General features: G+C 69.5%; 21 protein-coding genes. 9 read left to right on the plus strand and 12 right to left on the minus strand.

Annotated elements, in window-relative coordinates:
• Positions 1 to 37: 37 nt before the first annotated feature.
• From fabF to fasR, 5 genes are all read right to left on the minus strand, one after another.
• Positions 38 to 1,309 (minus strand): beta-ketoacyl-ACP synthase II, encoded by a 1,272-nt coding sequence (gene fabF / locus QC385_RS42085; RefSeq protein WP_193510603.1) that lies wholly within the window; start codon positions 1,307 to 1,309, stop codon positions 38 to 40.
• Between the two features lie 86 nt (positions 1,310 to 1,395).
• On the minus strand, positions 1,396 to 1,644 hold the full coding sequence (locus QC385_RS42090) for an acyl carrier protein (protein ID WP_031131297.1): 249 nt from the start codon (positions 1,642 to 1,644) through the stop codon (positions 1,396 to 1,398).
• Between the two features lie 81 nt (positions 1,645 to 1,725).
• Positions 1,726 to 2,727 (minus strand): ketoacyl-ACP synthase III, encoded by a 1,002-nt coding sequence (locus tag QC385_RS42095; protein ID WP_086839224.1) that lies wholly within the window; start codon positions 2,725 to 2,727, stop codon positions 1,726 to 1,728.
• 16 nt (positions 2,728 to 2,743) lie between these two features.
• Complete coding sequence (locus QC385_RS42100; RefSeq protein ID WP_279546697.1) at positions 2,744 to 3,676, minus strand: ACP S-malonyltransferase; 933 nt, start codon at positions 3,674 to 3,676, stop codon at positions 2,744 to 2,746.
• A gap of 89 nt (positions 3,677 to 3,765) precedes the next feature.
• Positions 3,766 to 4,971, minus strand: a complete 1,206-nt coding sequence (gene fasR, locus QC385_RS42105) for a fatty acid biosynthesis transcriptional regulator FasR (RefSeq protein WP_279546698.1) — start codon at positions 4,969 to 4,971, stop codon at positions 3,766 to 3,768.
• A gap of 61 nt (positions 4,972 to 5,032) precedes the next feature.
• Between fasR and QC385_RS42110 the strand changes: the two genes are divergently transcribed.
• Positions 5,033 to 5,683, plus strand: coding sequence for a pirin family protein (locus tag QC385_RS42110; RefSeq protein ID WP_279546729.1), 651 nt, complete (start codon positions 5,033 to 5,035; stop codon positions 5,681 to 5,683).
• Here the strand turns inward: QC385_RS42110 and QC385_RS42115 are convergent.
• Positions 5,680 to 6,495, minus strand: a complete 816-nt coding sequence (locus tag QC385_RS42115) for a serine hydrolase domain-containing protein (RefSeq protein WP_279546699.1) — start codon at positions 6,493 to 6,495, stop codon at positions 5,680 to 5,682. The genes QC385_RS42110 and QC385_RS42115 overlap by 4 nt on opposite strands.
• A gap of 18 nt (positions 6,496 to 6,513) precedes the next feature.
• Positions 6,514 to 6,981, minus strand: coding sequence for a GNAT family N-acetyltransferase (locus tag QC385_RS42120; RefSeq protein WP_279546700.1), 468 nt, complete (start codon positions 6,979 to 6,981; stop codon positions 6,514 to 6,516).
• A gap of 98 nt (positions 6,982 to 7,079) precedes the next feature.
• Here QC385_RS42120 and QC385_RS42125 point away from each other — a divergent pair, with 98 nt between their 5' ends.
• Together QC385_RS42125 and QC385_RS42130 are read left to right on the plus strand one after the other, a co-directional pair.
• On the plus strand, positions 7,080 to 7,544 hold the full coding sequence (locus QC385_RS42125) for a MerR family transcriptional regulator (protein WP_279546701.1): 465 nt from the start codon (positions 7,080 to 7,082) through the stop codon (positions 7,542 to 7,544).
• Positions 7,541 to 8,554, plus strand: a complete 1,014-nt coding sequence (locus QC385_RS42130; RefSeq protein WP_279546702.1) for an aldo/keto reductase — start codon at positions 7,541 to 7,543, stop codon at positions 8,552 to 8,554. Before QC385_RS42125 ends, QC385_RS42130 begins: the two co-directional genes overlap by 4 nt.
• Positions 8,555 to 8,744: 190 nt before the next feature.
• Here QC385_RS42130 and QC385_RS42135 read toward each other — a convergent pair whose 3' ends face one another.
• The 3 genes from QC385_RS42135 to QC385_RS42145 form a co-directional block, all read right to left on the minus strand.
• Complete coding sequence (locus QC385_RS42135) at positions 8,745 to 9,593, minus strand: DUF4429 domain-containing protein (protein WP_279546703.1); 849 nt, start codon at positions 9,591 to 9,593, stop codon at positions 8,745 to 8,747.
• A gap of 75 nt (positions 9,594 to 9,668) precedes the next feature.
• A complete protein-coding gene (locus tag QC385_RS42140; RefSeq protein ID WP_279546704.1) occupies positions 9,669 to 10,877 on the minus strand; it encodes an alpha/beta hydrolase in 1,209 nt (402 codons plus the stop codon).
• Between the two features lie 73 nt (positions 10,878 to 10,950).
• The gene (locus QC385_RS42145) at positions 10,951 to 11,583 is read right to left on the minus strand and encodes a TetR family transcriptional regulator (protein WP_279546705.1); all 633 of its coding nucleotides are present in this window, start codon (positions 11,581 to 11,583) and stop codon (positions 10,951 to 10,953) included.
• 115 nt (positions 11,584 to 11,698) lie between these two features.
• Between QC385_RS42145 and QC385_RS42150 the strand changes: the two genes are divergently transcribed.
• Both QC385_RS42150 and QC385_RS42155 read left to right on the plus strand, forming a co-directional pair.
• Complete coding sequence (locus QC385_RS42150) at positions 11,699 to 13,318, plus strand: MFS transporter (RefSeq protein ID WP_279546706.1); 1,620 nt, start codon at positions 11,699 to 11,701, stop codon at positions 13,316 to 13,318.
• Positions 13,319 to 13,553: 235 nt separating this feature from the next.
• Positions 13,554 to 13,865, plus strand: coding sequence for a hypothetical protein (locus QC385_RS42155; protein WP_059415361.1), 312 nt, complete (start codon positions 13,554 to 13,556; stop codon positions 13,863 to 13,865).
• 119 nt (positions 13,866 to 13,984) lie between these two features.
• On the opposite strand, the gene QC385_RS42160 is transcribed toward QC385_RS42155, so the two are convergent.
• Both QC385_RS42160 and aceE read right to left on the minus strand, forming a co-directional pair.
• Positions 13,985 to 14,719: a potassium channel family protein gene (locus tag QC385_RS42160; protein ID WP_279546707.1), complete on the minus strand. Its 735-nt coding sequence runs from the start codon at positions 14,717 to 14,719 to the stop codon at positions 13,985 to 13,987.
• A gap of 83 nt (positions 14,720 to 14,802) precedes the next feature.
• Positions 14,803 to 17,550 carry a pyruvate dehydrogenase (acetyl-transferring), homodimeric type gene (aceE, locus tag QC385_RS42165; RefSeq protein ID WP_279546708.1) on the minus strand — a complete coding sequence of 916 codons (2,748 nt, stop codon included), beginning with the start codon at positions 17,548 to 17,550 and terminating at the stop codon, positions 14,803 to 14,805.
• A gap of 416 nt (positions 17,551 to 17,966) precedes the next feature.
• Between aceE and QC385_RS42170 the strand changes: the two genes are divergently transcribed.
• The 4 genes from QC385_RS42170 (at position 17,967) to QC385_RS42185 (ending at position 20,388) form a co-directional block, all read left to right on the plus strand.
• On the plus strand, positions 17,967 to 18,404 hold the full coding sequence (locus QC385_RS42170) for a DUF3052 domain-containing protein (RefSeq protein ID WP_010048512.1): 438 nt from the start codon (positions 17,967 to 17,969) through the stop codon (positions 18,402 to 18,404).
• A 132-nt stretch (positions 18,405 to 18,536) separates the two neighbouring features.
• Positions 18,537 to 18,995, plus strand: a complete 459-nt coding sequence (locus QC385_RS42175; protein WP_010048511.1) for a peroxiredoxin — start codon at positions 18,537 to 18,539, stop codon at positions 18,993 to 18,995.
• 147 nt (positions 18,996 to 19,142) lie between these two features.
• Positions 19,143 to 19,718 (plus strand): calcium homeostasis/redox stress adaptation protein, encoded by a 576-nt coding sequence (locus QC385_RS42180; RefSeq protein ID WP_150480633.1) that lies wholly within the window; start codon positions 19,143 to 19,145, stop codon positions 19,716 to 19,718.
• A gap of 94 nt (positions 19,719 to 19,812) precedes the next feature.
• Entirely contained in the window at positions 19,813 to 20,388 is a 576-nt protein-coding gene (locus QC385_RS42185) for a TerD family protein (protein ID WP_086601846.1), read from the plus strand.
• The last annotated feature ends 48 nt before the right edge of the window (positions 20,389 to 20,436 follow it).

The following is a 20,436-nucleotide window of genomic DNA, read 5'->3' on the forward strand; positions in this document are numbered from 1 at the left end:
CTCAAGAAGAGTCCGGGCCACTCGCCGTAAGGCGAAATCAAACCGTCCGGAACGCCAGCACCACGTTGTGCCCGCCGAACCCGAACGAGTCGTTCAGCGCCGCGATGCGCCCGTCGACCGGCAGCTTCCGAGCCTCACCCCGGACGACGTCGGCGTGCGCCTCGGCCTCCGGGTCGAGGTTCTCCACGTTGATCGTGGGCGGAGCCACCCGGTGGTACAGCGCGAGCACCGTCGCCACCGTCTCGACACCACCCGCACCACCCAGCAGATGCCCGGTCATCGACTTCGTCGCGGACACCGCGAAGTGGTCGGTGTCGTCACCGAACACCTTCCGCAGCGCCTTCAACTCGGCGATGTCACCGGCCGGCGTCGACGTCGCGTGCGCGTTGACGTGCACGATCTCCGCCGGGTCCAGGTCGGTCCGCTCCAGCAGGTTCTGGAGGGCCTGCGAGATGCCCCGCCCCTCCGGCTCCGGCTGCACGATGTCGTGGCTGTCGGCGGAGATGCCCTGGCCGACGGCCTCGGCGTAGACCCGGGCACCGCGCTTGGCGGCGTGCTCGGCGGACTCCAGGACGACGACACCGGCGCCCTCGCCGAGGACGAAGCCGTCGCGGGCCACGTCGTAGGGACGCGACGCGCCCTGCGGGTCGTCGTTGTTCTTGGACATCGCCATCATGTTGCCGAACGCGGCGATGGGCAGCGGGTGGATCGCCGCCTCCGTACCACCCGCGACGACGACGTCGGCACGGCCGGTGCGGATCATCTCGATGGCGTAGCCGATGGCCTCGGCGCCCGAGGCACAGGCGGAGACCGGCGTGTGCACGCCCGCCCGGGCACCCACGGCCAACCCCACGTTGGCCGACGGGCTGTTGGGCATCAGCATGGGCACGGTGTGCGGGGAGACGCGGCGGACGCCCTTCTCCTTGAGCACGTCGTACTGGTCGAGCAGCGTGGTCACGCCGCCGATGCCGGAGGCGATGACGGCGCCGAGCCGGTCCGGGTCGACGGCCGGGTCCTCGCCGGCCTTCGCCTCGAAACCGGCGTCCGCCCATGCCTCCTTGGCCGCGACCAGCGCGAACTGCGCCGAGCGGTCGAGCCGGCGGGCCTGCGGCCGGGGGATGACCTCGGTCGGCTCCACGGCGACGGGTGCGGCGATCTTGACCGCCTGTTCGGCGGCCCATTCCTGCTCCAGGGGCTTGACACCGGAACGTCCGGCGACGAGGCCCTCCCAGGTAGAGGCTACGTCGCCACCCAGCGGTGTGGTTGCGCCGATACCGGTGACGACCACGGTGCGATTGGTCGAGCTCACGGGAATTCTTTCTCCAACGGATCCGAGGATTAAGCGGCGCCACCGCCGGGTGGCGGGGCAGTCAGCCCAAAGGCCTGATCGGTCGATCAGCCCTGGTGCTTGAGGATGTAGTTCGTCGCGTCGCCGACGGTCTTGAGGTTCTTGACGTCCTCGTCCGGGATCTTGACGTCGAAGCGCTCTTCGGCGGCGACGACGACCTCGACCATGGACAGCGAGTCGACGTCCAGGTCGTCGGTGAAGGACTTGTCCAGCTGGACGTCCTCAACCGGGATGCCGGCGATCTCGTTCACGATCTCGGCGAGACCGGCGACGATCTCTTCCTGAGTGGCGGCCATGTCGGCGCTCCTTCGTAGATGTTCCAGAGGGTGTGGCAGGTGTTTCTCCCGTGCCGGACCGCATGATCCGGCACGGAGTGCCTAGGGGAGGGTAACGACAGTCGCGGCGTAGACGAGACCCGCCCCGAAGCCGATGACGAGCGCGGTGTCGCCGCTCTTCGCCTCGCCGGTCGCCAGGAGCCGCTCCATCGCGAGCGGGATCGAGGCGGCCGAGGTGTTGCCGGTGGTGCGGATGTCACGGGCGACCGTGACGTGCTCCGGCAGTTTCAGCGTCTTCACCATCGAGTCGATGATCCGCACGTTGGCCTGGTGCGGGATGAAGACATCCAGGTCGTCCACGGTGATCCCGGCCGCGTCCAGCGCCTGCTGGGCGACCTTCGCCATCTCGAACACGGCCCAGCGGAACACCGCCTGGCCTTCCTGGGTGATCGCGGGGAACTTCTCGACCGTCCCGTCCCGGTAGTCCGTCCACGGCACGGTCTGCTTGATGGTCTCGGACTTGTCGCCCTCCGAGCCCCACACGGTCGGGCCGATCTCGGGCTCCTGGGACGGGCCGACCACGACCGCGCCGGCACCGTCGCCGAACAGGAAGGCCGTCGCCCGGTCCTCCAGGTCGGTGAGGTCGCTCAGCCGCTCGACGCCGATCACCAGGACATACTCCGCCGAGCCCTCGACGATCATGCCCTTGGCGAGCGTGAGGCCGTAGCCGAAGCCCGCGCAGCCCGCCGAGATGTCGAAGGCGGCGGCCTTGTCGGTGCCCAGCTTGTCGGCGATCTCGGTGGCGACGGCCGGCGTCTGCTTGAAGTGCGAGACGGTGGAGACGATCACGCCGCCGATCTGCTCGACGGAGATGCCCGCGTCCGCGATGGCCTTGCCGGAGGCCTCCAGCGACATCGCGGCGACGGTCTCCTCGTCCGAGGCCCAGTGCCGCGTCTCGATGCCGGAGCGCGAGCGGATCCACTCGTCGGACGACTCGATCGTCTCCAGGATCACCTCGTTCGGCACGACCCGGGTCGGACGGTAGCCGCCGACACCGAGGATGCGCGCGTACGGGGCGCCCTTGCTGGGCTTGATCTTCGCCATGCTCTCCGGCTCCTTGTCAGGCACTGTGCTCGGCGATGAGCTCGCGAGCCGCGTCGAGGTCGGCGGGGGACTTCAGGGCCAGCGTCTTCACACCGGGCAGGGCACGCTTGGCCAGCCCGGTGAGGGTCCCGCCGGGGCACACCTCGATCAGGGCGGTGACCCCGAGCTCCTTGAAGGTTTCCATGCACAGGTCCCAGCGGACCGGGTTGGCGACCTGGCCGACCAGACGGTCCAGCACCTCGGGGCCGGCGGCGACCGCCTGCCCGTCCTTGTTGGACACGTAGGTGACCTTCGGGTCGCCGGGCGTCAGGGCCTCGGCGGCCTTCGCCAGCGTGTCGACCGCGGGGGCCATGTGGTGGGTGTGGAATGCGCCGGCCACCTTCAGCGCGACGACCTTGCGCACGCCCTCGGGCTTGTCCGCCTCCAGCGCGGCGAGCTGCTCCTTGGTGCCGGCCGCGACGATCTGGCCCGCGCCGTTGATGTTCGCCGGGGTCAGGCCGAGCTTCTCCAGGTGCGGAACCGTCACTTCGGGGTCGCCGCCGAGGAGAGCGGCCATGCCGGTCTCGGTGACGGCGGCGGCCTCGGCCATGGCGAGTCCACGGGTGCGGACGAGGCGGAGCGCCTCCTCGTGGGGGAGCACTCCGGCGAGCGAGGCCGCGGTGATCTCGCCGACGCTGTGTCCGGCGATGGCACCGACCTTGCCCGGCAGCTCGGCCGGGTCGTCGAAGAGCAGGTACGCGGACGCCAGTCCGGCCGCGACCAGCAGCGGCTGCGCCACCGCGGTGTCGCGGATCTCCTCCGCGTCGGCCTCGGTGCCGTAACGGATCAGGTCGAGTCCCACGGCGTCCGACCATGCCTCGAGGGCACCGCGGACACCGGGGAAGTCGAGCCATGCAGACAGGAAGCCAGGCGTCTGGGCGCCCTGGCCGGGAGCGACGAGTACGAGCACTCTCACACTCTCTCTTGAGGACGGGCACAACCGCCCGTGGGGACAGGGACGAAGAACACGGGGGGGTTTTGTCGAGCCCCGACAAAACCTTAGGGCTGCGGATCTCCATCGACCAGACGCCCCAGGATCAGTGCGATCCGAAGTGTGAACGCAGAGCGTACATCGGAGGGTGACCAGCCGGTGACGTCAGTCACACGTCGAAGCCGGTAGCGGACGGTATTGGGATGGACGAACAGCATCCGGGCGGCGCCTTCGAGGCTGCTCGCCTGTTCGAGATAGACGCTGAGAGTCTCCAGGAGCGCGGCCCCGGCCTCCTCCAGCGGTCTGTAGATCTCCTCCACCAGTTGCTCACGGGCCGAGGGGTCACCGGCCATCGCCCGCTCCGGCAGCAGGTCGTCCGCCAGCACCGGGCGCGGGGCGTCCTGCCAGGCGGAACACGCCTTGAGGCCCGCCGCCGCGGCCTGCGCGGACCGGGTCGCGGCCTGGAGATCCGGCACCACCGGGCCCGCCACGACCGGCCCGGCGGCGAACGGGCCGATGAGCGACTTGGCGACGGCCAGCGGGTTGTCGCTGCCGCCCGCGATGACGACCAGCCGGGCGCCGAGCACCCCGGTGAGCACCTGGAGCTTGGCGTGCCGGGCCGCGCGCCGTATGGCCTCGACGGTCAGTTCGCTGTCCCCGTCGGGCGCCGTCCCGAGCACGACACACACGTGCTCGGGCGAGTTCCATCCGAGGGCGGCGGCCCGCGACACGGCTCCCTCGTCGGCCTCGCCGCTGAGCACGGCGTTCACCACCAGGGACTCGAGCCGGGCGTCCCAGGCACCGCGCGCCTCGGCGGCCTGCGCGTACACCTGGGCGGTCGCGAAGGCGATCTCCCGGGCGTACACGAGCAGGGCCTCGCGCAGTACGTTCTCGTCGCCCGGGGCCGCGACCTCGTCGATCGCGCTCTCCATGACCTCGATGGTGGTGCGCACCATCTCCACCGTCTGCCGCAGCGTGATCGCCCGGGTCAGCTCGCGGGGCGCGGTTCCGAACACGTCGGTGGAGATGGCCTGCGGGGCGTCCGGACGCCGGAACCACTCGGTGAAGGCGGCGATACCCGCCTGCGCGACCAGACCGATCCAGGAACGGTTCTCCGGGGGCATGGCCCGGTACCAGGGCAGCGTCTCGTCCATCCGCGCGATGGCCTGCGCGGCGAGCGATCCGGACGACTTCTCCAGCCGCTTCAGCGTCGCGGCATGCGGGTGGACGTCGTGTGCTGCGGCTTCGTTCTTGCTGGTTTCGGGTTCGGGCACGGGACAAGACTGCCTTATCCGGACGGGAAGGTGCGTCGCCGGGTCTACGGTGGACTCCGTGATGGACGTACGGCGCGCCGACGAGCGCTACCGAGGTGGCGATCCGGCGGCCGGAATCGAGAGCCGGCACGCCTTCTCCTTCGGCCCCCACTACGACCCGGACAACCTCCGTTTCGGCGCGGTGATCGCCTGCAACGAGGAGCACTTGGCGCCCGGCGCCGGCTTCGACGAGCATCCGCACAGCCACACCGAGATCGTGACGTGGGTGGTCGAGGGCGAGCTGACGCACCGGGACTCCACCGGGCACGAGTCGGTGGTGCGCCACGGAGACGTGCAGCGGCTCAGCTCGGCGGGCGGGGTGCGCCACGTGGAGCGCAACGACGGCCCCGGCCCCCTCACCTTCGTCCAGATGTGGCTGGCCCCGCTCCGGCCCGGCGGCGACCCGTACTACGAGGTCGTCCACGGCATCGCGGACTCGACGCCGTACGCCGTCCCGGAGGCCGGCGCGATGCTGCACGTACGGCGTCTGGGGGCGGGGGAGCGGACGGCGGTACCGGACGCGGCGCACGCGTATGTGCACGTCGTACGCGGTGAGGTGCGCCTGGACGGCGAGACGCTGGGCCGCGGCGACGCGGCCCGGATCACCGGCGCCAAGGGCCTGGAGGCCGAGGGTGTGACGGAGGCGGAGCTTCTCGTCTGGGAGATGAACTAGAGGCCGGCCAGCACCGCGTCCGTGAACGCCGGCCACGCCTCGATCGCCCACGGCCCGAACGCCCGGTCCGTCAGCGCGACACACGCGGCCCGCGCGTCGGGGTCGATCCACAGGAACGTACCCGACTGTCCGAAATGTCCGAACGTGCGCGGCGAGGACGAAGAGCCCGTCCAGTGCGGCGACTTGGAGTCGCGGATCTCGAAGCCGAGCCCCCAGTCGTTGGGGTTCTGGTGCCCGTACCCCGGCAGGACGCCCTTCGTGCCCGGGTAGTGCACGGTCATCGCCTCGGCGACCGTACGGGGGTCCAGCAGGCGCGGGGCCTGCACCTCGGCCGCGAACCGCAGCAGGTCCTCGACCGTGGACACGCCGTCCTTGGCGGGGGAGCCGTCCAGGGTCGTCGACGTCATGCCCAGCGGCTCCAGTACGGCCTGCCGCAGGTACTCCCCGAACGGGATGTCGGTCGCCTTCGCGATGTGGTCGCCGAGCTGTTCGAAGCCGGCGTTCGAGTACAGCCGCCGTTCCCCGGGCGGGGCCGTGACCTTGTGCTCGTCGAAGGCGAGGCCCGAGGTGTGCGCGAGCAGGTGCCGGACCGTCGAGCCGGCCGGACCGGCGGGCTCGTCGAGCTCGACGGCCCCCTCCTCGTACGCGACGAGGACCGCGTAGGCGGCGAGCGGCTTGGTCACCGACGCGAGCGGGAACCGCTGTCCGGCCGGTCCGTGGGTGCCCAGCACGGTGCCGTCCGCCCGTACGACACCCGCAGTGGCGGTGGGAACCGGCCAGTTCTCGATCAACGCGAGGCTCTTCAGCGACATGCGTTCGAGCCTATGCGCTCAGAGCGTCAGCTCCAGCAAGGGGTCGGGCTTGGGACGGAAACCGAGGGAGACGTACAGCGGCTGGGCCTCCGGGGAGGCGGTGAGCTGCACGCGCCGGGCGCCGCGCTCGCGGAACCACTCCAGCAGCGTCGTCATGCACGCCCGTGCGTACCCACGGCGCCGGGCGGACGGGTCGGTGGCGACACTGAAGACGAAGCCCACCATGCCCCGCGGGTCGCCCGACTTCCCGATGCGGTAGTCGATCGTCCCGGCGACCAGCGACGCCAGAGCCCCCGGCCGCTCCGGATGGTCCACGACGAACGCCGTGAAGTCCCCGTCCGGCTCGCCCAGTTTGGCCCTCAGCGTGGGGAGCGATTCCCCGTGCCAGACGGCGGAGGGGTCACCGAACAACGAGTCGATCATGATCTGGCGCAGGCGGAGGACTTCCTTGGCGTCCTCGGGCAGGGCGCGGCGTACGGCACTCATGGCGCCCTACGCTAACCAGCCGGATCAAGAAGCGTCCTGCCGATTTCTTACCGTCCACGCTTGCTTGGAGTGCACTCCAAGGTTCTAGCGTTGGGGTCATGACGGTGATGGAGACCACGGGTACCAGGACCGACAGCTGCGCCGGTCTGCCCCAGCAGAACCGGCGTCCGGACGGCGAGGACCGCTACACGATCAGCGAGGTCGTCGCCCTGACGGGCCTGACGGCGCACACCTTGCGCTGGTACGAGCGCATCGGCCTGATGCCGCACATCGACCGGTCCCACACCGGCCAGCGCCGCTATACCAACCGCGACCTCGACTGGCTCGACCTCGTGGGCAAGCTCCGCCTGACGGGCATGCCGGTCGCCGACATGGTCCGGTACGCGGAACTCGTGCGTGAGGGCGACCACACCTACGGCGAGCGCTTCGAGCTGCTGAAGACGACCCGCGAGGACGTGCTGGCCAGGATCGACGAACTCCGGGGCACGCTCGCCGTGCTCGACCGGAAGATCAGTTTCTACGCGGACGCCGGGGGTGCCCTGGCGTCGGAGAGGTCCCGATGACGGACGGCAGGATCACGACGGCGAAGCTCGGCGACCACGGCCCCGAGGTGGGTGTCCAGGGCCTCGGCTGCATGGGCATGAGCTTCGCCTACGGTCCCGTGGACGCGGACGCGTCCCGGGCCACCCTCGAACGGGCGCTCGAACTGGGCGTCACCTTCTACGACACGGCCGACGCGTACGGCGCCGGCGAGAACGAGCGGTTCCTCGCGCCGTTCTTCAAGGCACACCGCGACGAGGTCGTCATCGCGACCAAGTTCGCCCTGTCGATCCCCCCGGACGACCCGACACGACGCGTCATCCGCAACGACCCGCCCTACATCCGCCAGGCCGTCGAGGAGAGCCTGAAGCGCCTCGACGTCGACGTCATCGACCTCTACTACATGCACCGGCGCGATGTGAACGTGCCGATCGAGGAGAGCGTCGGCACCATGGCCGACCTGGTCCGCGAGGGCAAGGTCAAGCACCTGGGCCTGAGCGAGGTGACGGCGGACGAACTGCGCGCCGCCCACGCGGTGCACCCCATCACGGCCGTGCAGTCGGAGTGGTCGCTGTTCAGCCGTGACATCGAGCCGCACGTCGTCCCGGCGGCCCGCGACCTGGGCGTGGCCCTGGTCCCCTACTCTCCGCTCGGCCGCGGCTTCCTCACGGGTTCCTTCGCCAAGGCCGAGGACCTGACCCCCGACGACTTCCGCCGCCAGCAGCCCCGTTTCACGGGGGACAACGCGGCGAGGAACGCGGCCCTGCTGGAACTCATCCGCTCGGTGGCCAAGGCTCACGACGCGTCCCTCGGCCAGATCGCCCTGGCGTGGGTTCAGCAACAGGCGACGATCCGCGACCTCCCGGTCATCCCGATCCCCGGCACGCGCAAGCCGTCGAGGGTGGAGGAGAACACGGCGGCGACCAGGATCGTCCTGACGGACGAGCAACTGGATCTGCTGGACGGCATCGCGGCCCAGGTGGCGGGCAACCGCTATGCGGACATGGCCTTTACCTCTGCAGGCAGGGAGTAGGGGGATGCCCTAGGGCGTGTCCGCAAAGTCCCGTCGTCCGCCCGGAGGGCGTGCCGGGCGTCGCGGGGCAGGCGGGACTTTGCGGACACGCCCTAGGGGCGCGGGGCTGTGTCGATGTGCGGCTCCGCCGCGTGTGCGCGATCAGCCACGCACGAACCCGCGCCCGCCCACGGCGAGATCCAGGCAGACGCTACAGCTCCGCCAACAACTCAGCCTTCTTGACCGAAAACTCCTCATCGGTCACCAACCCGGCCTGATGCAACTCCCCGAGATGCCGGATCCGCTCGGCGATATCCGCAGGATCCCGCCGCGGCCCCGCCGCGGACACAGCCGCCACCGGACTCGACGTCCGCACCGCCGCCAACACCGCCGCGGCGAACGGCAGCGACTCGTGCACGGGCCCGTATCCCAGCCCGAACACCACCGCGGCAGGGTCCTGGTCGGCCTGCGCGGCCGTCTCCGCCCCGTCGCGCCGCAACAACCGCAGATGCCCCTCGAAGACTTCGGGAGACCGCCACTCCACCCCGTTCAGCTCCCCGACGGAGAAGCTCTGGTCCCCGGCCTTCCACTTCGCCGACGACGCCCCCGTCCAGAACCACCGGAAGTTCACGGTCCGCCCGTCGAACGAGGCCTTCCCGTCATACGCCTTGAACGACAGCGGCCCCTTGGGCGGCTCCACGAGGAACCGCTCCGCCGGCCCGGACTCCGTCAGCAGCCCTTGCAGTTCCTCGGCGTAGTACTCCGCGAGGACCTCCCGCTCGGCGGGCAGCACCAGCCGGTAGGGATCGCCGCCGTCCTTGAGCTGTCCGGCGGCCGCCTCCATCAACGGGTCGGCACCGGGCCGCGGCTCGACGCGGAGCACCACCGTGCCGCGCTTCCCGCGCGTCAGTGTCACCCCGGCGATCGCCTCCAGGGGTACACGACGTTCCCCCAGTGCCTGGAACAGCTTGGGAGTTCGAATTCCCCGCTCGTAACGGATGAGCACGGAGTCGGACTCGAACTCCCAGGCGGCATGCAATCCGGCCAGTACGTCACCCATGCGGCTTATCGTATGCGGCACGCGCTCCTCCGTCCCCCTCCCGAGCAGACCGCAATTCCTTCGCCTCTACGCGCGTCAGGCCGCCGCCGTGCCGGACAAACCGGTCCGGCAGACGCCGTCTTCGTGCGCGCAGTGCACCGAGCGGTATGCGCCAACGCCGATCTCTGCGAAATTCATCAGACTTGCCGTGCCCGGCTCGAAGTAGCCGGCGTGACCCTTCGCGCCCTGTGCCGACAGCACCCGCGCACCGAAGCCGCTGGACACCGGGTCGGCCCCGTGGCCCAGCCCGCCGACCTCCAGGTACGGCACGTCCTGGATCCAGTCGTCGGCGTCCCGCATCGCCCACACCCGGGCGGTGGTCTGCAGCTGGGCGGCCTTCTCCACGCGCATGCCGGGGCTGCCGGCCACCGCGATGTCGGACACCCGGTCCGGCAGGGAGTGCGCGGCGACCCCGCACACCACGGAGCCGTAGCTGTGGCAGAACAGCGAGACCGGCGAGCCGCCCGGCAGCGCCCGCACGAGCGAGTTCAGCCGTACGGCCCCCTCCTTGGCGCGCATCGCCGTGGCCGAGTCGATGCCGAGTCCGCTGGGTGCCGTGTAGTCGGCCCAGGCGATCACGGCCGTGCGGGTCGAGGGGCTCGCCGCCCGCTCGGCCGCGTACAGGGACTCGGCCATGCCGACGGGCGCCGAGTACTTGCGGCGGGTGCGCTGGAAGGTGAGCAGGTCGGTGTCCACGCCGGGGACGACGACCGAGACCCGGTCCGCCTCATGCAGGTCGCCGAAGACCTCCGCCACCCGCCCCGAACCCTCGGGGTCGAAGGCGAGGATGCGGCGGCCCTTCTCCAAGAGGTCTTCGAAGCGGTGCATCCGGCGGCTCGCCTCGTGTTTCCCGGACTGGGTGAGGCGGTTGTCGTGCATGCGCTCCCGCTCGACCTCGCGTGCCTGGCCGAGCGCGATGCGATTGGCGCGGTAGCGAAGTTCGACCGGGGCGCCGTTCATGTTGCCGACCGCGAGCGGGTACTTGCGGACCAGGCTCGCGCGGTCCCGCTCGGTGAGCGAGGAGAAGAAGCGGGCCAGCTTCGTCGGCCGGGACTGCGGGTCGGGCAGCCGGTAGCCGCCGATGCGGCCGTGCTCCCAGGCGGAGAGCGAGGCTTGGAGCGGCGCGTCGCCCCGCTGGTTGCGCAGGGCGGTCCAGCCGGTGGTCGCCAGCATCACGAACACGACGGCCAGAGCGAGCAGTGCGCGCCAGACGTTCAACTGGGGGGTGGTGTCGAAGGAAGTCACTGAAAGGACACACTAGGAGAACGAAGGGGTCTCGCGTTAGCCAAGTGACCGGGATCACGTTTCGGTGAATGTGCTAAGGGGAGTGTCCCGTACGCCAGTTCCCGGCCAGGGCGGGACCCACCTGATCGAGGTAGGTGGCGGTCAGTTGGCGCATTCCCTCGAGGCTCAGGTCGTCCCCCGCGGACCACAGTCGCTCGGTGACGCGAATCACCCCGCCGAAGAGGGCCACGACGATCCTGGGCCGCGGATCCGCGTCCACGTCGAGCCCCTCGCGCTCGGCGATGATGCGCGCGAGCTCCTCCTCCAGTTCCGCCGCCCGCCGCAGATGGGCGGCGAGCAGTGCGGGCGTCGACTCGATCACCCGGTAGACGCGCATATGGAGGTCGACCGGCACGATCTCCTCGATCGTCTCGTTGATCGTGTCCCAGCTCTCCAGCAGGGCCCGGCGCAGCGCCTCCAGCGGGGCCTCGCCCGGCGGGCGGGCCCGTACGGCCTCGACGACCTGCGTCTCCGCGAGCCGCGTCACGTAGAACGCCGTCTCCTCCTTGCCGGCGAAGTAGCGGAAGAAGGTGCGCTGCGAGACGTCGACGGCGGCGGCGATGTCGTCGACGGTCGTCTCCTCGTACCCGCGCGTGGCGAACAGTTCCAGGGCGGCCCGCAGCAGCGCTTCCCGGGTGCGCTGTTTCTTGCGTTCGCGCAGGTTCAAGAGGTGCCTTTCTCTGAAGGGTTTGCCCAGTTCAGGCTATAGGGAGGGTGTCGTGTCAGTTACCGACTTGTGAATTGGTTTGTCAATTGTCAGTGACTGTCATTAGCCTCGACGCATGACTAGTCAGACCACCATCGACACGACGGGGCCGGGGGGCAAGGCACCGGCGACGCCGTCGGGCGCGACGCCGGGCAAGGGGCTGCGAGGGCACCCCTGGCTCACCCTCATCACCGTCGCTGTGGGGGTCATGATGGTGGCCCTCGACGGCACCATCGTGGCGATAGCCAACCCCGCCATACAGAAGGACCTCGGCGCCACCTTCGCCCAGGTCCAGTGGATCACCAACGGATACTTCCTCGCCCTCGCGGTCTCCCTGATCACCGCGGGCAAGCTCGGCGACCGCTTCGGTCACCGGCAGACCTTCCTCATCGGCGTCGTCGGCTTCGCCGCCGCCTCGGGGGCCATCGGTCTGTCCGACAGCATCGCGCTGGTCGTCACCTTCCGCGTCCTCCAGGGTCTCTTCGGCGCGCTGCTGATGCCGGCCGCGCTCGGCCTGCTGCGCGCCACCTTCCCGGCCGAGAAGCTCAACATGGCGATCGGCATCTGGGGCATGGTCATCGGCGCGTCCACCGCGGGCGGCCCGATTCTCGGCGGCGTGCTCGTCGAGCACGTCAACTGGCAGTCGGTGTTCTTCATCAACGTGCCGGTCGGTGTCCTCGCCGTCGTCCTCGGCGTCTGGATCCTCCTCGACCACCGGGCGGAGAACGCCCCGCGCTCCTTCGACATCCTCGGCATCGCCCTGCTGTCCGGCGCGATGTTCTGCCTGGTCTGGGCCTTGATCAAGGCTCCGGAGTGGGGCTGGGGCGACGGCAGGACGTGGGCGTTCATCATCGCGTCGGTCGTGGGCTTCGCGCTGTTCTCCTTCTGGGAGACGAAGGTCAAGGAGCCGCTGATCCCGCTGGCGCTGTTCCGTTCCGTCCCGCTGTCCGCGGGTGTCGTGCTGATGATCCTTATGGCCATCGCCTTCATGGGCGGGCTGTTCTTCGTGACGTTCTACCTCCAGAACGTGCACGGCATGAGCCCGATCGACGCCGGTCTGCACCTGCTCCCGCTCACCGGCATGATGATCGTCGGCTCGCCGCTCGCCGGCGCGATGATCACCAAGGTCGGCCCGCGGATCCCGCTCGCGGGCGGTATGGCGCTCACCGCGATCGCCATGTACGGGATGTCGACGCTGGAGACGGACACCGGCAGCGGCATCATGTCGGTCTGGTTCGCCCTGCTCGGCCTCGGCCTCGCGCCGGTCATGGTCGGCGCGACCGAAGTCATCGTCGGCAACGCCCCGATGGAGCTGTCGGGCGTGGCGGGCGGTCTCCAGCAGGCCGCCATGCAGATCGGCGGCAGCCTCGGCACGGCCGTGCTGGGCGCCGTGATGGCCTCCAAGGTCGACAGCGACCTCGCGGGCAACTGGACGAAGGCGGGGCTCCCGCCGCTGACGCCGGAGCAGGAGCACCAGGCGTCCGAGGCCGTCCAGGTCGGTGTCCCGCCGGTGGCGCCGGGGACGCCGGACGCGATCGCCGCGAAGATCACCGGCGTCGCGCACGACACGTTCATCTCCGGCATGAGCGCGGCGTCCCTCGTCGCGGCCGGTGTCGCCGTGGTGGCGGTGCTGGTGGCGTTCCTCACCAAGCGCGGTGAGAACGCGGGCGCCGGCGCGGGCGCCGCGCACATCTGACGGTCTTTTCCGGGTGTTCGCCTATCAGGGTGAACAAGACCGCCGAACACTCCCCTCCGGCGGGCATCGCAGGTCACAGTGGGTCAAGTCCTCCGCAGGGCATGGAGGACGGACGCTGCGGCGCGCTGCTGGAGGGGGGCAGCGCGCAAGCAGCGTGATTGAGGCCCGCTTTGGGGGTACTCGCCATGTCGTACCCGAACAAGAACCCCAACCGACCGAGGGTTTACGGGAGTTGATGATGGCGAGCTTCGGACACGGTACGCGCAGGCACCCCCGCTCACGTGGCCGGACGTGGTCACGGACCGGGCCGGATCGCGCGACGCTCGGAATCATCGGTGTCATCTGCGCGGTTGCCGGATTCTTCGTGCTGGGGATCATCCTCGGCCCCGTGGCGATCGTCTGCGGCTGGCTCGCCATGGGCCGCACCTGGTCGGGTTCCCGCCCGGCCACGGCCGTCGTCGCCCTCGTACTGGGCGCCATCGACACGCTCCTGGCCATCATCTGGCTGGCCGGAGCCACAACTCCGGGCAACGGCATGCTGTTCTGACCCGGGGAAGTGAGGGAAGGGCCCCTGGCCACAGGCCGGGGGCCCACCTTTGTGCACTGGCCGCCCAGCTGGGCACCCACCGCCCTCGGGGCGAACCGGCCGGGCTGGATCCCCGAGCACTACTCAACGGACGTTCCCTTCAGCGCCGCCACCTCCCCCCGCAGCCGCCGCACCTCCTCCGTCAACTCCCGTATCGCCTCCGTCTGCCGCCGCTCCTCCACATCGTCCTTCTCGAACCGCGCGATGAACCACGCCGCGATGTTCGCCGTCACCACACCCAGCAGGGCGATCCCGGACAGCATCAACCCCACCGCGAGCATCCGCCCCAGCCCTGTGGTCGGCGAATGATCCCCGTATCCCACGGTCGTCATCGTCGTGAACGACCACCACACCGCGTCACCCAGCGTCCGGATGTTCCCGTCCGGCGAGTCCCGTTCCACCGACAGCACCGCCAGCGACCCGAACATCAGCAGCCCGACCACCGCACCGGCGACGTAGGTCGTCAGCCGTATCTGCGAGGCCATCCGGGCCCGCTGCCCGACCAGCAGCAGCGTCGACACCAGCCGCAGCAACCGCATCGGCTGGAGCAACGGCAGCAACACCGACGCCAGGTCGAGCCAGTGCGTCCGCACGAACGCCATGCGCTGCTCGGTGAGCGCGAGCCGTACGACGTAGTCGAGTGCGAACGCGCCCCACACCACCCACTCGACGGCCGTGCACACCTCCACCACGTCCCGGCTCGCGTCGGGCCGGACGATCGGCACGGCGTAGGCGACGGCGAACGCCAGGGCCAGGCCGAGGAGGGGCCGCTGTGTGTGCTGTTCCCAACGGAGTTGGGCCGACTGCTGCTGCATGGCCGAATCGTAGGAAAGGTGAAGGGGTGGTGCGCCCACGGTGTACCCGTGAGGCTCACCACCCCTTGACAGGGCCCGACGTCCTACGCGTCGCCGCCCGCGGCCCCCGGGTCGGCCGCCGACACGTCGAGCAGCTGGTACCGGTCGATGGCCTGCTTGAGCACCGACCGGTCGACCTTGCCCTCACGGGCCAGCTCGGTCAGCACCGCCACCACGATCGACTGCGCGTCGATGTGGAAGAACCGCCGGGCCGCGCCCCGTGTGTCGGCGAAGCCGAAGCCGTCCGCGCCCAGCGACTGGTACGTCTGCGGCACCCAGCGCGCGATCTGGTCCGGAACCGCCCGCATCCAGTCGGACACGGCCACGACCGGGCCCTGCGCGTCGGCCAGCTTCCGCGTCACGTACGGCACCCGCTGCTCCTCCTCGGGGTGCAGCAGGTTGTGCTCCTCACAGGCCACGGCCTCGCGCCGCAGCTCGTTCCAGGAGGTCGCCGACCAGACGTCGGCCTTGACGTTCCAGTCCTCCGCGAGGATTTTCTGCGCCTCGACCGCCCACGGCACCGCGACACCCGACGCCATGATCTGCGCCGGGATCGAGCCGCCGGTGCCCTCGCTGAAGCGGTGGACGCCCTTGAGGATGCCCTCGACGTCCACGTTCTCCGGCTCGGCCGGGTGCCGGATCGGCTCGTTGTAGACGGTCAGGTAGTAGAAGACGTCCTCGCCGTGCGGGTGCTCCTCGGAGCCGCCGTACATCCGGCGCAGGCCGTCCTTGACGATGTGCGCGATCTCGAAGCCGAACGCCGGGTCGTACGCCACGCAGCCGGGGTTCGTGGAGGCCAGCAGCTGCGAGTGGCCGTCGGCGTGCTGGAGGCCCTCACCGGTCAGGGTCGTACGGCCGGCGGTCGCGCCCAGGACGAAGCCGCGGGCCAGCTGGTCGGCCATCTGCCAGAACTGGTCGCCGGTGCGCTGGAAGCCGAACATCGAGTAGAAGACGTAGACCGGGATCAGCGGCTCGCCGTGGGTCGCGTAGGCCGAACCGGCGGCGATCAGGGACGCCGTGCAGCCCGCCTCCGAGATGCCGTCGTGCAGCATCTGGCCGTTCGGCGCCTCCTTGTAGGCGAGCAGCAGGTCGCGGTCGACCGACTCGTACTGCTGGCCGAGCGGGTTGTAGATCTTCGCGCTCGGGAAGAACGAGTCCATGCCGAACGTGCGGTACTCGTCCGGCGCGATCAGCACGAACCGCTTGCCGATCTCCTTGTCCCGCATGAGGTCCTTGAGGAGCCGGACGAACGCCATCGTCGTCGCGATGGACTGCTGACCGGAGCCCTTCTTCACCGTCGCGTACGTCTTGTCCTCGGGCAGCGGCAGCGGCTTGGACCGGACGACGCGCGTGGGGACGTAACCGCCGAGCGACCTGCGGCGGTCGTGCATGTACTGGAGCTCCTCCGAGTCCGGACCCGGGTGGTAGTACGGCGGCACGCCGGACTCCAGCTCCTTGTCCGGGATCGGCAGGTGCAGCCGGTCGCGGAAGCGCTTCAGGTCGTCGACCGTCAGCTTCTTCATCTGGTGCGTGGCGTTGCGGCCCTCGAAGTTCGGGCCCAGCGTCCAGCCCTTGATCGTCTTGGCGAGGATCACCGTCGGCTGGCCCTTGTGCTCCACGGCCGCCTTGTACGCCGCGAAGATCTTCCGGTGGTCGTGACCGCCGCGCCCCAGGTGCAGGATCTGGTCGTCGGTCATGCCCTCGACCATCGCGCGCAGGCGGTGGTCGTCACCGAAGAAGTGGTCGCGGATGTACGCGCCGGTCTCCGTGGCGTACGTCTGGAACTGCCCGTCCGGCGTGGTGTTCATCTTGTTGACCAGCACGCCGTCGCGGTCCTGGGCGAGCAGCGGGTCCCAGGTGCGGTCCCAGACCAGCTTGATCACGTTCCAGCCGGCGCCGCGGAAGATCGACTCCAGCTCCTGGATGATCTTGCCGTTGCCGCGCACCGGCCCGTCGAGGCGCTGGAGGTTGCAGTTGACCACGAACGTGAGGTTGTCCAGGCCCTCGCGGGCGGCGATGGACAGCTGGCCCAGCGACTCCGGCTCGTCCATCTCGCCGTCGCCGAGGAACGCCCAGACGTGCGACTTGGAGGTGTCGGCGATCCCGCGCGCCTCCATGTAGCGGTTCATGCGCGCCTGGTAGATCGCACCGATCGGGCCGAGCCCCATCGACACCGTCGGGAATTCCCAGAAGTCCGGCATCGACCGCGGGTGCGGATACGACGACAGCGCGTGCGGCGCCTTCGACTTCTCCTGACGGAAGCCGTCGAGGTGCTGCTCGCTGAGCCGGTCCAGCAGGAACGCGCGGGCGTAGATGCCCGGCGAGGCGTGCCCCTGGAAGAAGACCTGGTCGCCGCCGTCGCCCTCGTCCTTGCCGCGGAAGAAGTGGTTGAAGCCGACGTCGTAGAGGGACGCGGAGGACGCGAACGTGGCGATGTGGCCGCCGACGCCGATGCCGGGGCGCTGGGCGCGGGACACCATCACCGCCGCGTTCCAGCGGGTCGCGTTGAGGATCTTCCGCTCGATCTCCTCGTTGCCCGGGAAGAACGGCTCGCTCTTGGTGGGGATGGTGTTGACGTAGTCCGTGCTGCGCATCTCCGGCACGGCCACGCGCTTCTCGCGGGCCCGTTCGATCAGCCGCAGCATCAGATAGCGGGCGCGCTCGCGGCCGCGCTCGTCGACGGCGGCGTCGAGGGAGTCGAGCCACTCCTGCGTCTCTTCGGGATCGAAGTCAGGAACCTGACTCGGAAGGCCGCCAATGATGATCGGGTTGCGATCGGATGCGGAAGCCACGCTGTTCCTTACCTGTCAGAGGGCCTGCGAGGGCCGCTGTTTCGCTGGGGTCGCCGGTCGTTGTCGCTCTGGCCGCGCCGCTCCCCATGGTCCACCTCGGGGCCGTAAACGTCATCTCTACCCAGCGGTAACCCGGGCGTGGGAACGGCTCCGTGACGTATGGGGCGAATACCTTCGAGTCTCGTACCCACAGACGATTCCCAAACGCCCAAACAGGGCAGAAAGGTGTGGTGTGCGTCACCTTGGACCATGATGGTGTGCCTGGTGTTGCGGTGACACCGCCAGGATCGTCACCGTTTCGGCGGTCTGAACGGCCGGGTACTTGCGCGATCGGTCCCGCCCGTGTGGACTACGGCCAATGCTTCGCGCACGCGCGTGGCTGAGATATTTCCCAAGACATGATCAGGAGGCACCCCGTGAGCGCGACCGCGGACCACGCGGAGGAGCGGACGAACCCTGCCGCCAGGCTGGGGTTCCAGCCCGGGCAGGTGGTCCAGGAGATCGGCTACGACGACGACGTGGACCAGGAACTCCGCGAGGCCATTGAGGGCATCGTCGAGGGCGACCTGGTGGACGAGGACTACGACGACGTGGCCGACGCCGTTGTGCTGTGGTTCCGTGACGACGACGGCGACCTGACGGATGCGCTGGTCGATGCCACCACGTACATCGAAGAGGGCGGCGCGATCCTGCTCCTCACGCCGAAGACGGGCCGTTCGGGCTACGTCGAGCCGAGCGACATCTCGGAAGCCGCCACCACGGCGGGCCTGACGGCGTCGAAGAGCGTCAGCGTCGGCAAGGACTGGAGCGGCAGCCGGCTGGCGACACCCAAAGCCGCCAAGTCGAAGCGTTAGCCGTACGGCGCGTTCACGCGTCGGTCGTACGGAAGGGGCGGGCCGGCATCGTCGGCCCGCCCACCGGTCTGCGCCGGCCCCTGCGTAGGGTGTGTCCCATTCGAGAAGCCCCATGAAGGGACACCCACAACGATGGCGATCCAGGTCGGCGAGAAGGCCCCCGACTTCGAGCTCAAGGACAACCACGGCGCGAGCGTGAAGCTGTCCGACTTCCGCGGTCGGAAGAACGTGGTGCTGCTCTTCTACCCCTTCGCCTTCACCGGCGTGTGCACCGGTGAGCTGTGCGAGCTGCGGGACAACCTGCCGCAGTTCTCGGACCGCGACACCCAGCTGCTCGCCGTCTCCAACGACTCCATCCACACGCTGCGCGTCTTCGCCGAGCAGGAGGGCCTGGAGTACCCGCTGCTGTCGGACTTCTGGCCGCACGGCAACGTCTCGCGCGCCTACGGCGTCTTCGACGAGGACAAGGGCTGCGCCGTGCGCGGCACCTTCGTCATCGACAAGGAGGGCGTCGTGCGCTGGACCGTCGTCAACGGCCTGCCGGACGCGCGCGACCTCAACGACTACGTGAAGGCGCTCGACACCCTGTGACGCCGGTCGGGCGTCATGCGCTCGACACCCGCTGATTTGTCGGCTTCAGGGCCTGCGAGGGGCGGGAACCCGTCACTAGGATCGACTCGTTGATCCGACATCCGAGCATCACGGGGCATCCCGCCCCTGAACACCTATGGAGGACTCGTGGGAGTCAGCCTCAGCAAGGGCGGCAACGTATCGCTGACCAAGGAGGCCCCGGGCCTGACCGCGGTCATCGTGGGTCTGGGGTGGGACATCCGCACCACGACCGGCACCGACTTCGACCTGGACGCCAGCGCGCTGCTGCTGAACCCGTCCGGCAAGGTCGCCAGTGACGCGCACTTCATCTTCTTCAACAACCTCAAGAGCCCCGACGGCTCGGTCGAGCACACCGGTGACAACCTCACCGGTGAGGGCGAGGGCGACGACGAGCAGATCAAGATCGACCTCGCCGGTGTCCCGGCCGACGTCGAGAAGATCGTCTTCCCGGTCTCGATCTACGACGCCGAGACCCGCCAGCAGTCCTTCGGCCAGGTGCGCAACGCGTTCATCCGCGTCGTGAACCAGGCCGGCGGCGCGGAGATCGCCCGCTACGACCTGAGCGAGGACGCCTCCACCGAGACCGCCATGGTCTTCGGTGAGCTCTACCGGCACGGCGCGGAGTGGAAGTTCCGCGCCATCGGCCAGGGCTACGCCTCGGGCCTGCGCGGCATCGCGCAGGACTTCGGCGTGAACGTCTGAGCCACTCAAAGGTCCCTCTGTCCGGCGCCGCACGGTTTACGTGCGGCGCCGGACGTGCAGGACCCACCTGAGAAACACACCCGGGGAGGGAACCATGGGCGTCACGCTCGCCAAGGGAGGCAATGTCTCCCTGTCCAAGGCCGCACCGAACCTCACTCAGGTGGTGATCGGGCTCGGCTGGGACGCACGCTCGACCACCGGAGCCCCGTTCGACCTCGACGCCAGCGCGCTGATGTGCAGCGGCGGGCGGGTGCTCGGGGACGAGTGGTTCGTGTTCTACAACCAGCTCAAGAGCCCGGACGGTTCCGTGGAGCACACCGGTGACAACCTCACCGGTGAGGGCGACGGCGACGACGAGTCGCTCCTGATCGACCTCTCCAAGGTGCCGCCCCACTGCGACAAGATCGTCTTTCCCGTCTCCATCCACATGGCCGACGAACGCGGCCAGACCTTCGGCCAGGTCAGCAACGCCTTCATCCGTGTGGTGAACCAGGCGGACGGCCAGGAACTCGCCCGCTACGACCTCAGCGAGGACGCCTCCACGGAGACCGCGATGATCTTCGGCGAGGTCTATCGCTACCAGAGCGAGTGGAAGTTCAGGGCCGTCGGGCAGGGGTACGCGTCGGGACTGCGGGGCATCGCACTGGACTTCGGGGTCAATGTTTCGTAACGCGATATGAGCAAAACCCGGGGCCCCGTGGGGTGCGAAGGGTGGCCG

This window comes from Streptomyces sp. DH10 (assembly GCF_029813805.1).
Taxonomy (GTDB): Bacteria; Actinomycetota; Actinomycetes; order Streptomycetales; family Streptomycetaceae; genus Streptomyces; species Streptomyces coeruleofuscus.

Bases quoted from the DNA above. Each gene is read 5' to 3' on its own strand.
- QC385_RS42130 (WP_279546702.1), top strand. From the start codon at position 7,541: ATGACGGACGGCAGGATCACGACGGCGAAGCTCGGCGACCACGGCCCC.
- QC385_RS42115 (WP_279546699.1), bottom strand. From the start codon at position 6,495: ATGTCGCTGAAGAGCCTCGCGTTGATCGAGAACTGGCCGGTTCCCACC.
- QC385_RS42175 (WP_010048511.1), top strand. From the start codon at position 18,537: ATGGCGATCCAGGTCGGCGAGAAGGCCCCCGACTTCGAGCTCAAGGAC.
- QC385_RS42125 (WP_279546701.1), top strand. From the start codon at position 7,080: ATGACGGTGATGGAGACCACGGGTACCAGGACCGACAGCTGCGCCGGT.
- QC385_RS42160 (WP_279546707.1), bottom strand. From the start codon at position 14,719: ATGCAGCAGCAGTCGGCCCAACTCCGTTGGGAACAGCACACACAGCGG.
- QC385_RS42150 (WP_279546706.1), top strand. From the start codon at position 11,699: ATGACTAGTCAGACCACCATCGACACGACGGGGCCGGGGGGCAAGGCA.
- QC385_RS42120 (WP_279546700.1), bottom strand. From the start codon at position 6,981: ATGAGTGCCGTACGCCGCGCCCTGCCCGAGGACGCCAAGGAAGTCCTC.
- QC385_RS42095 (WP_086839224.1), bottom strand. From the start codon at position 2,727: ATGGCGAAGATCAAGCCCAGCAAGGGCGCCCCGTACGCGCGCATCCTC.
- QC385_RS42185 (WP_086601846.1), top strand. From the start codon at position 19,813: ATGGGCGTCACGCTCGCCAAGGGAGGCAATGTCTCCCTGTCCAAGGCC.
- QC385_RS42110 (WP_279546729.1), top strand. From the start codon at position 5,033: ATGGACGTACGGCGCGCCGACGAGCGCTACCGAGGTGGCGATCCGGCG.
- QC385_RS42155 (WP_059415361.1), top strand. From the start codon at position 13,554: ATGATGGCGAGCTTCGGACACGGTACGCGCAGGCACCCCCGCTCACGT.
- QC385_RS42090 (WP_031131297.1), bottom strand. From the start codon at position 1,644: ATGGCCGCCACTCAGGAAGAGATCGTCGCCGGTCTCGCCGAGATCGTG.
- QC385_RS42135 (WP_279546703.1), bottom strand. From the start codon at position 9,593: ATGGGTGACGTACTGGCCGGATTGCATGCCGCCTGGGAGTTCGAGTCC.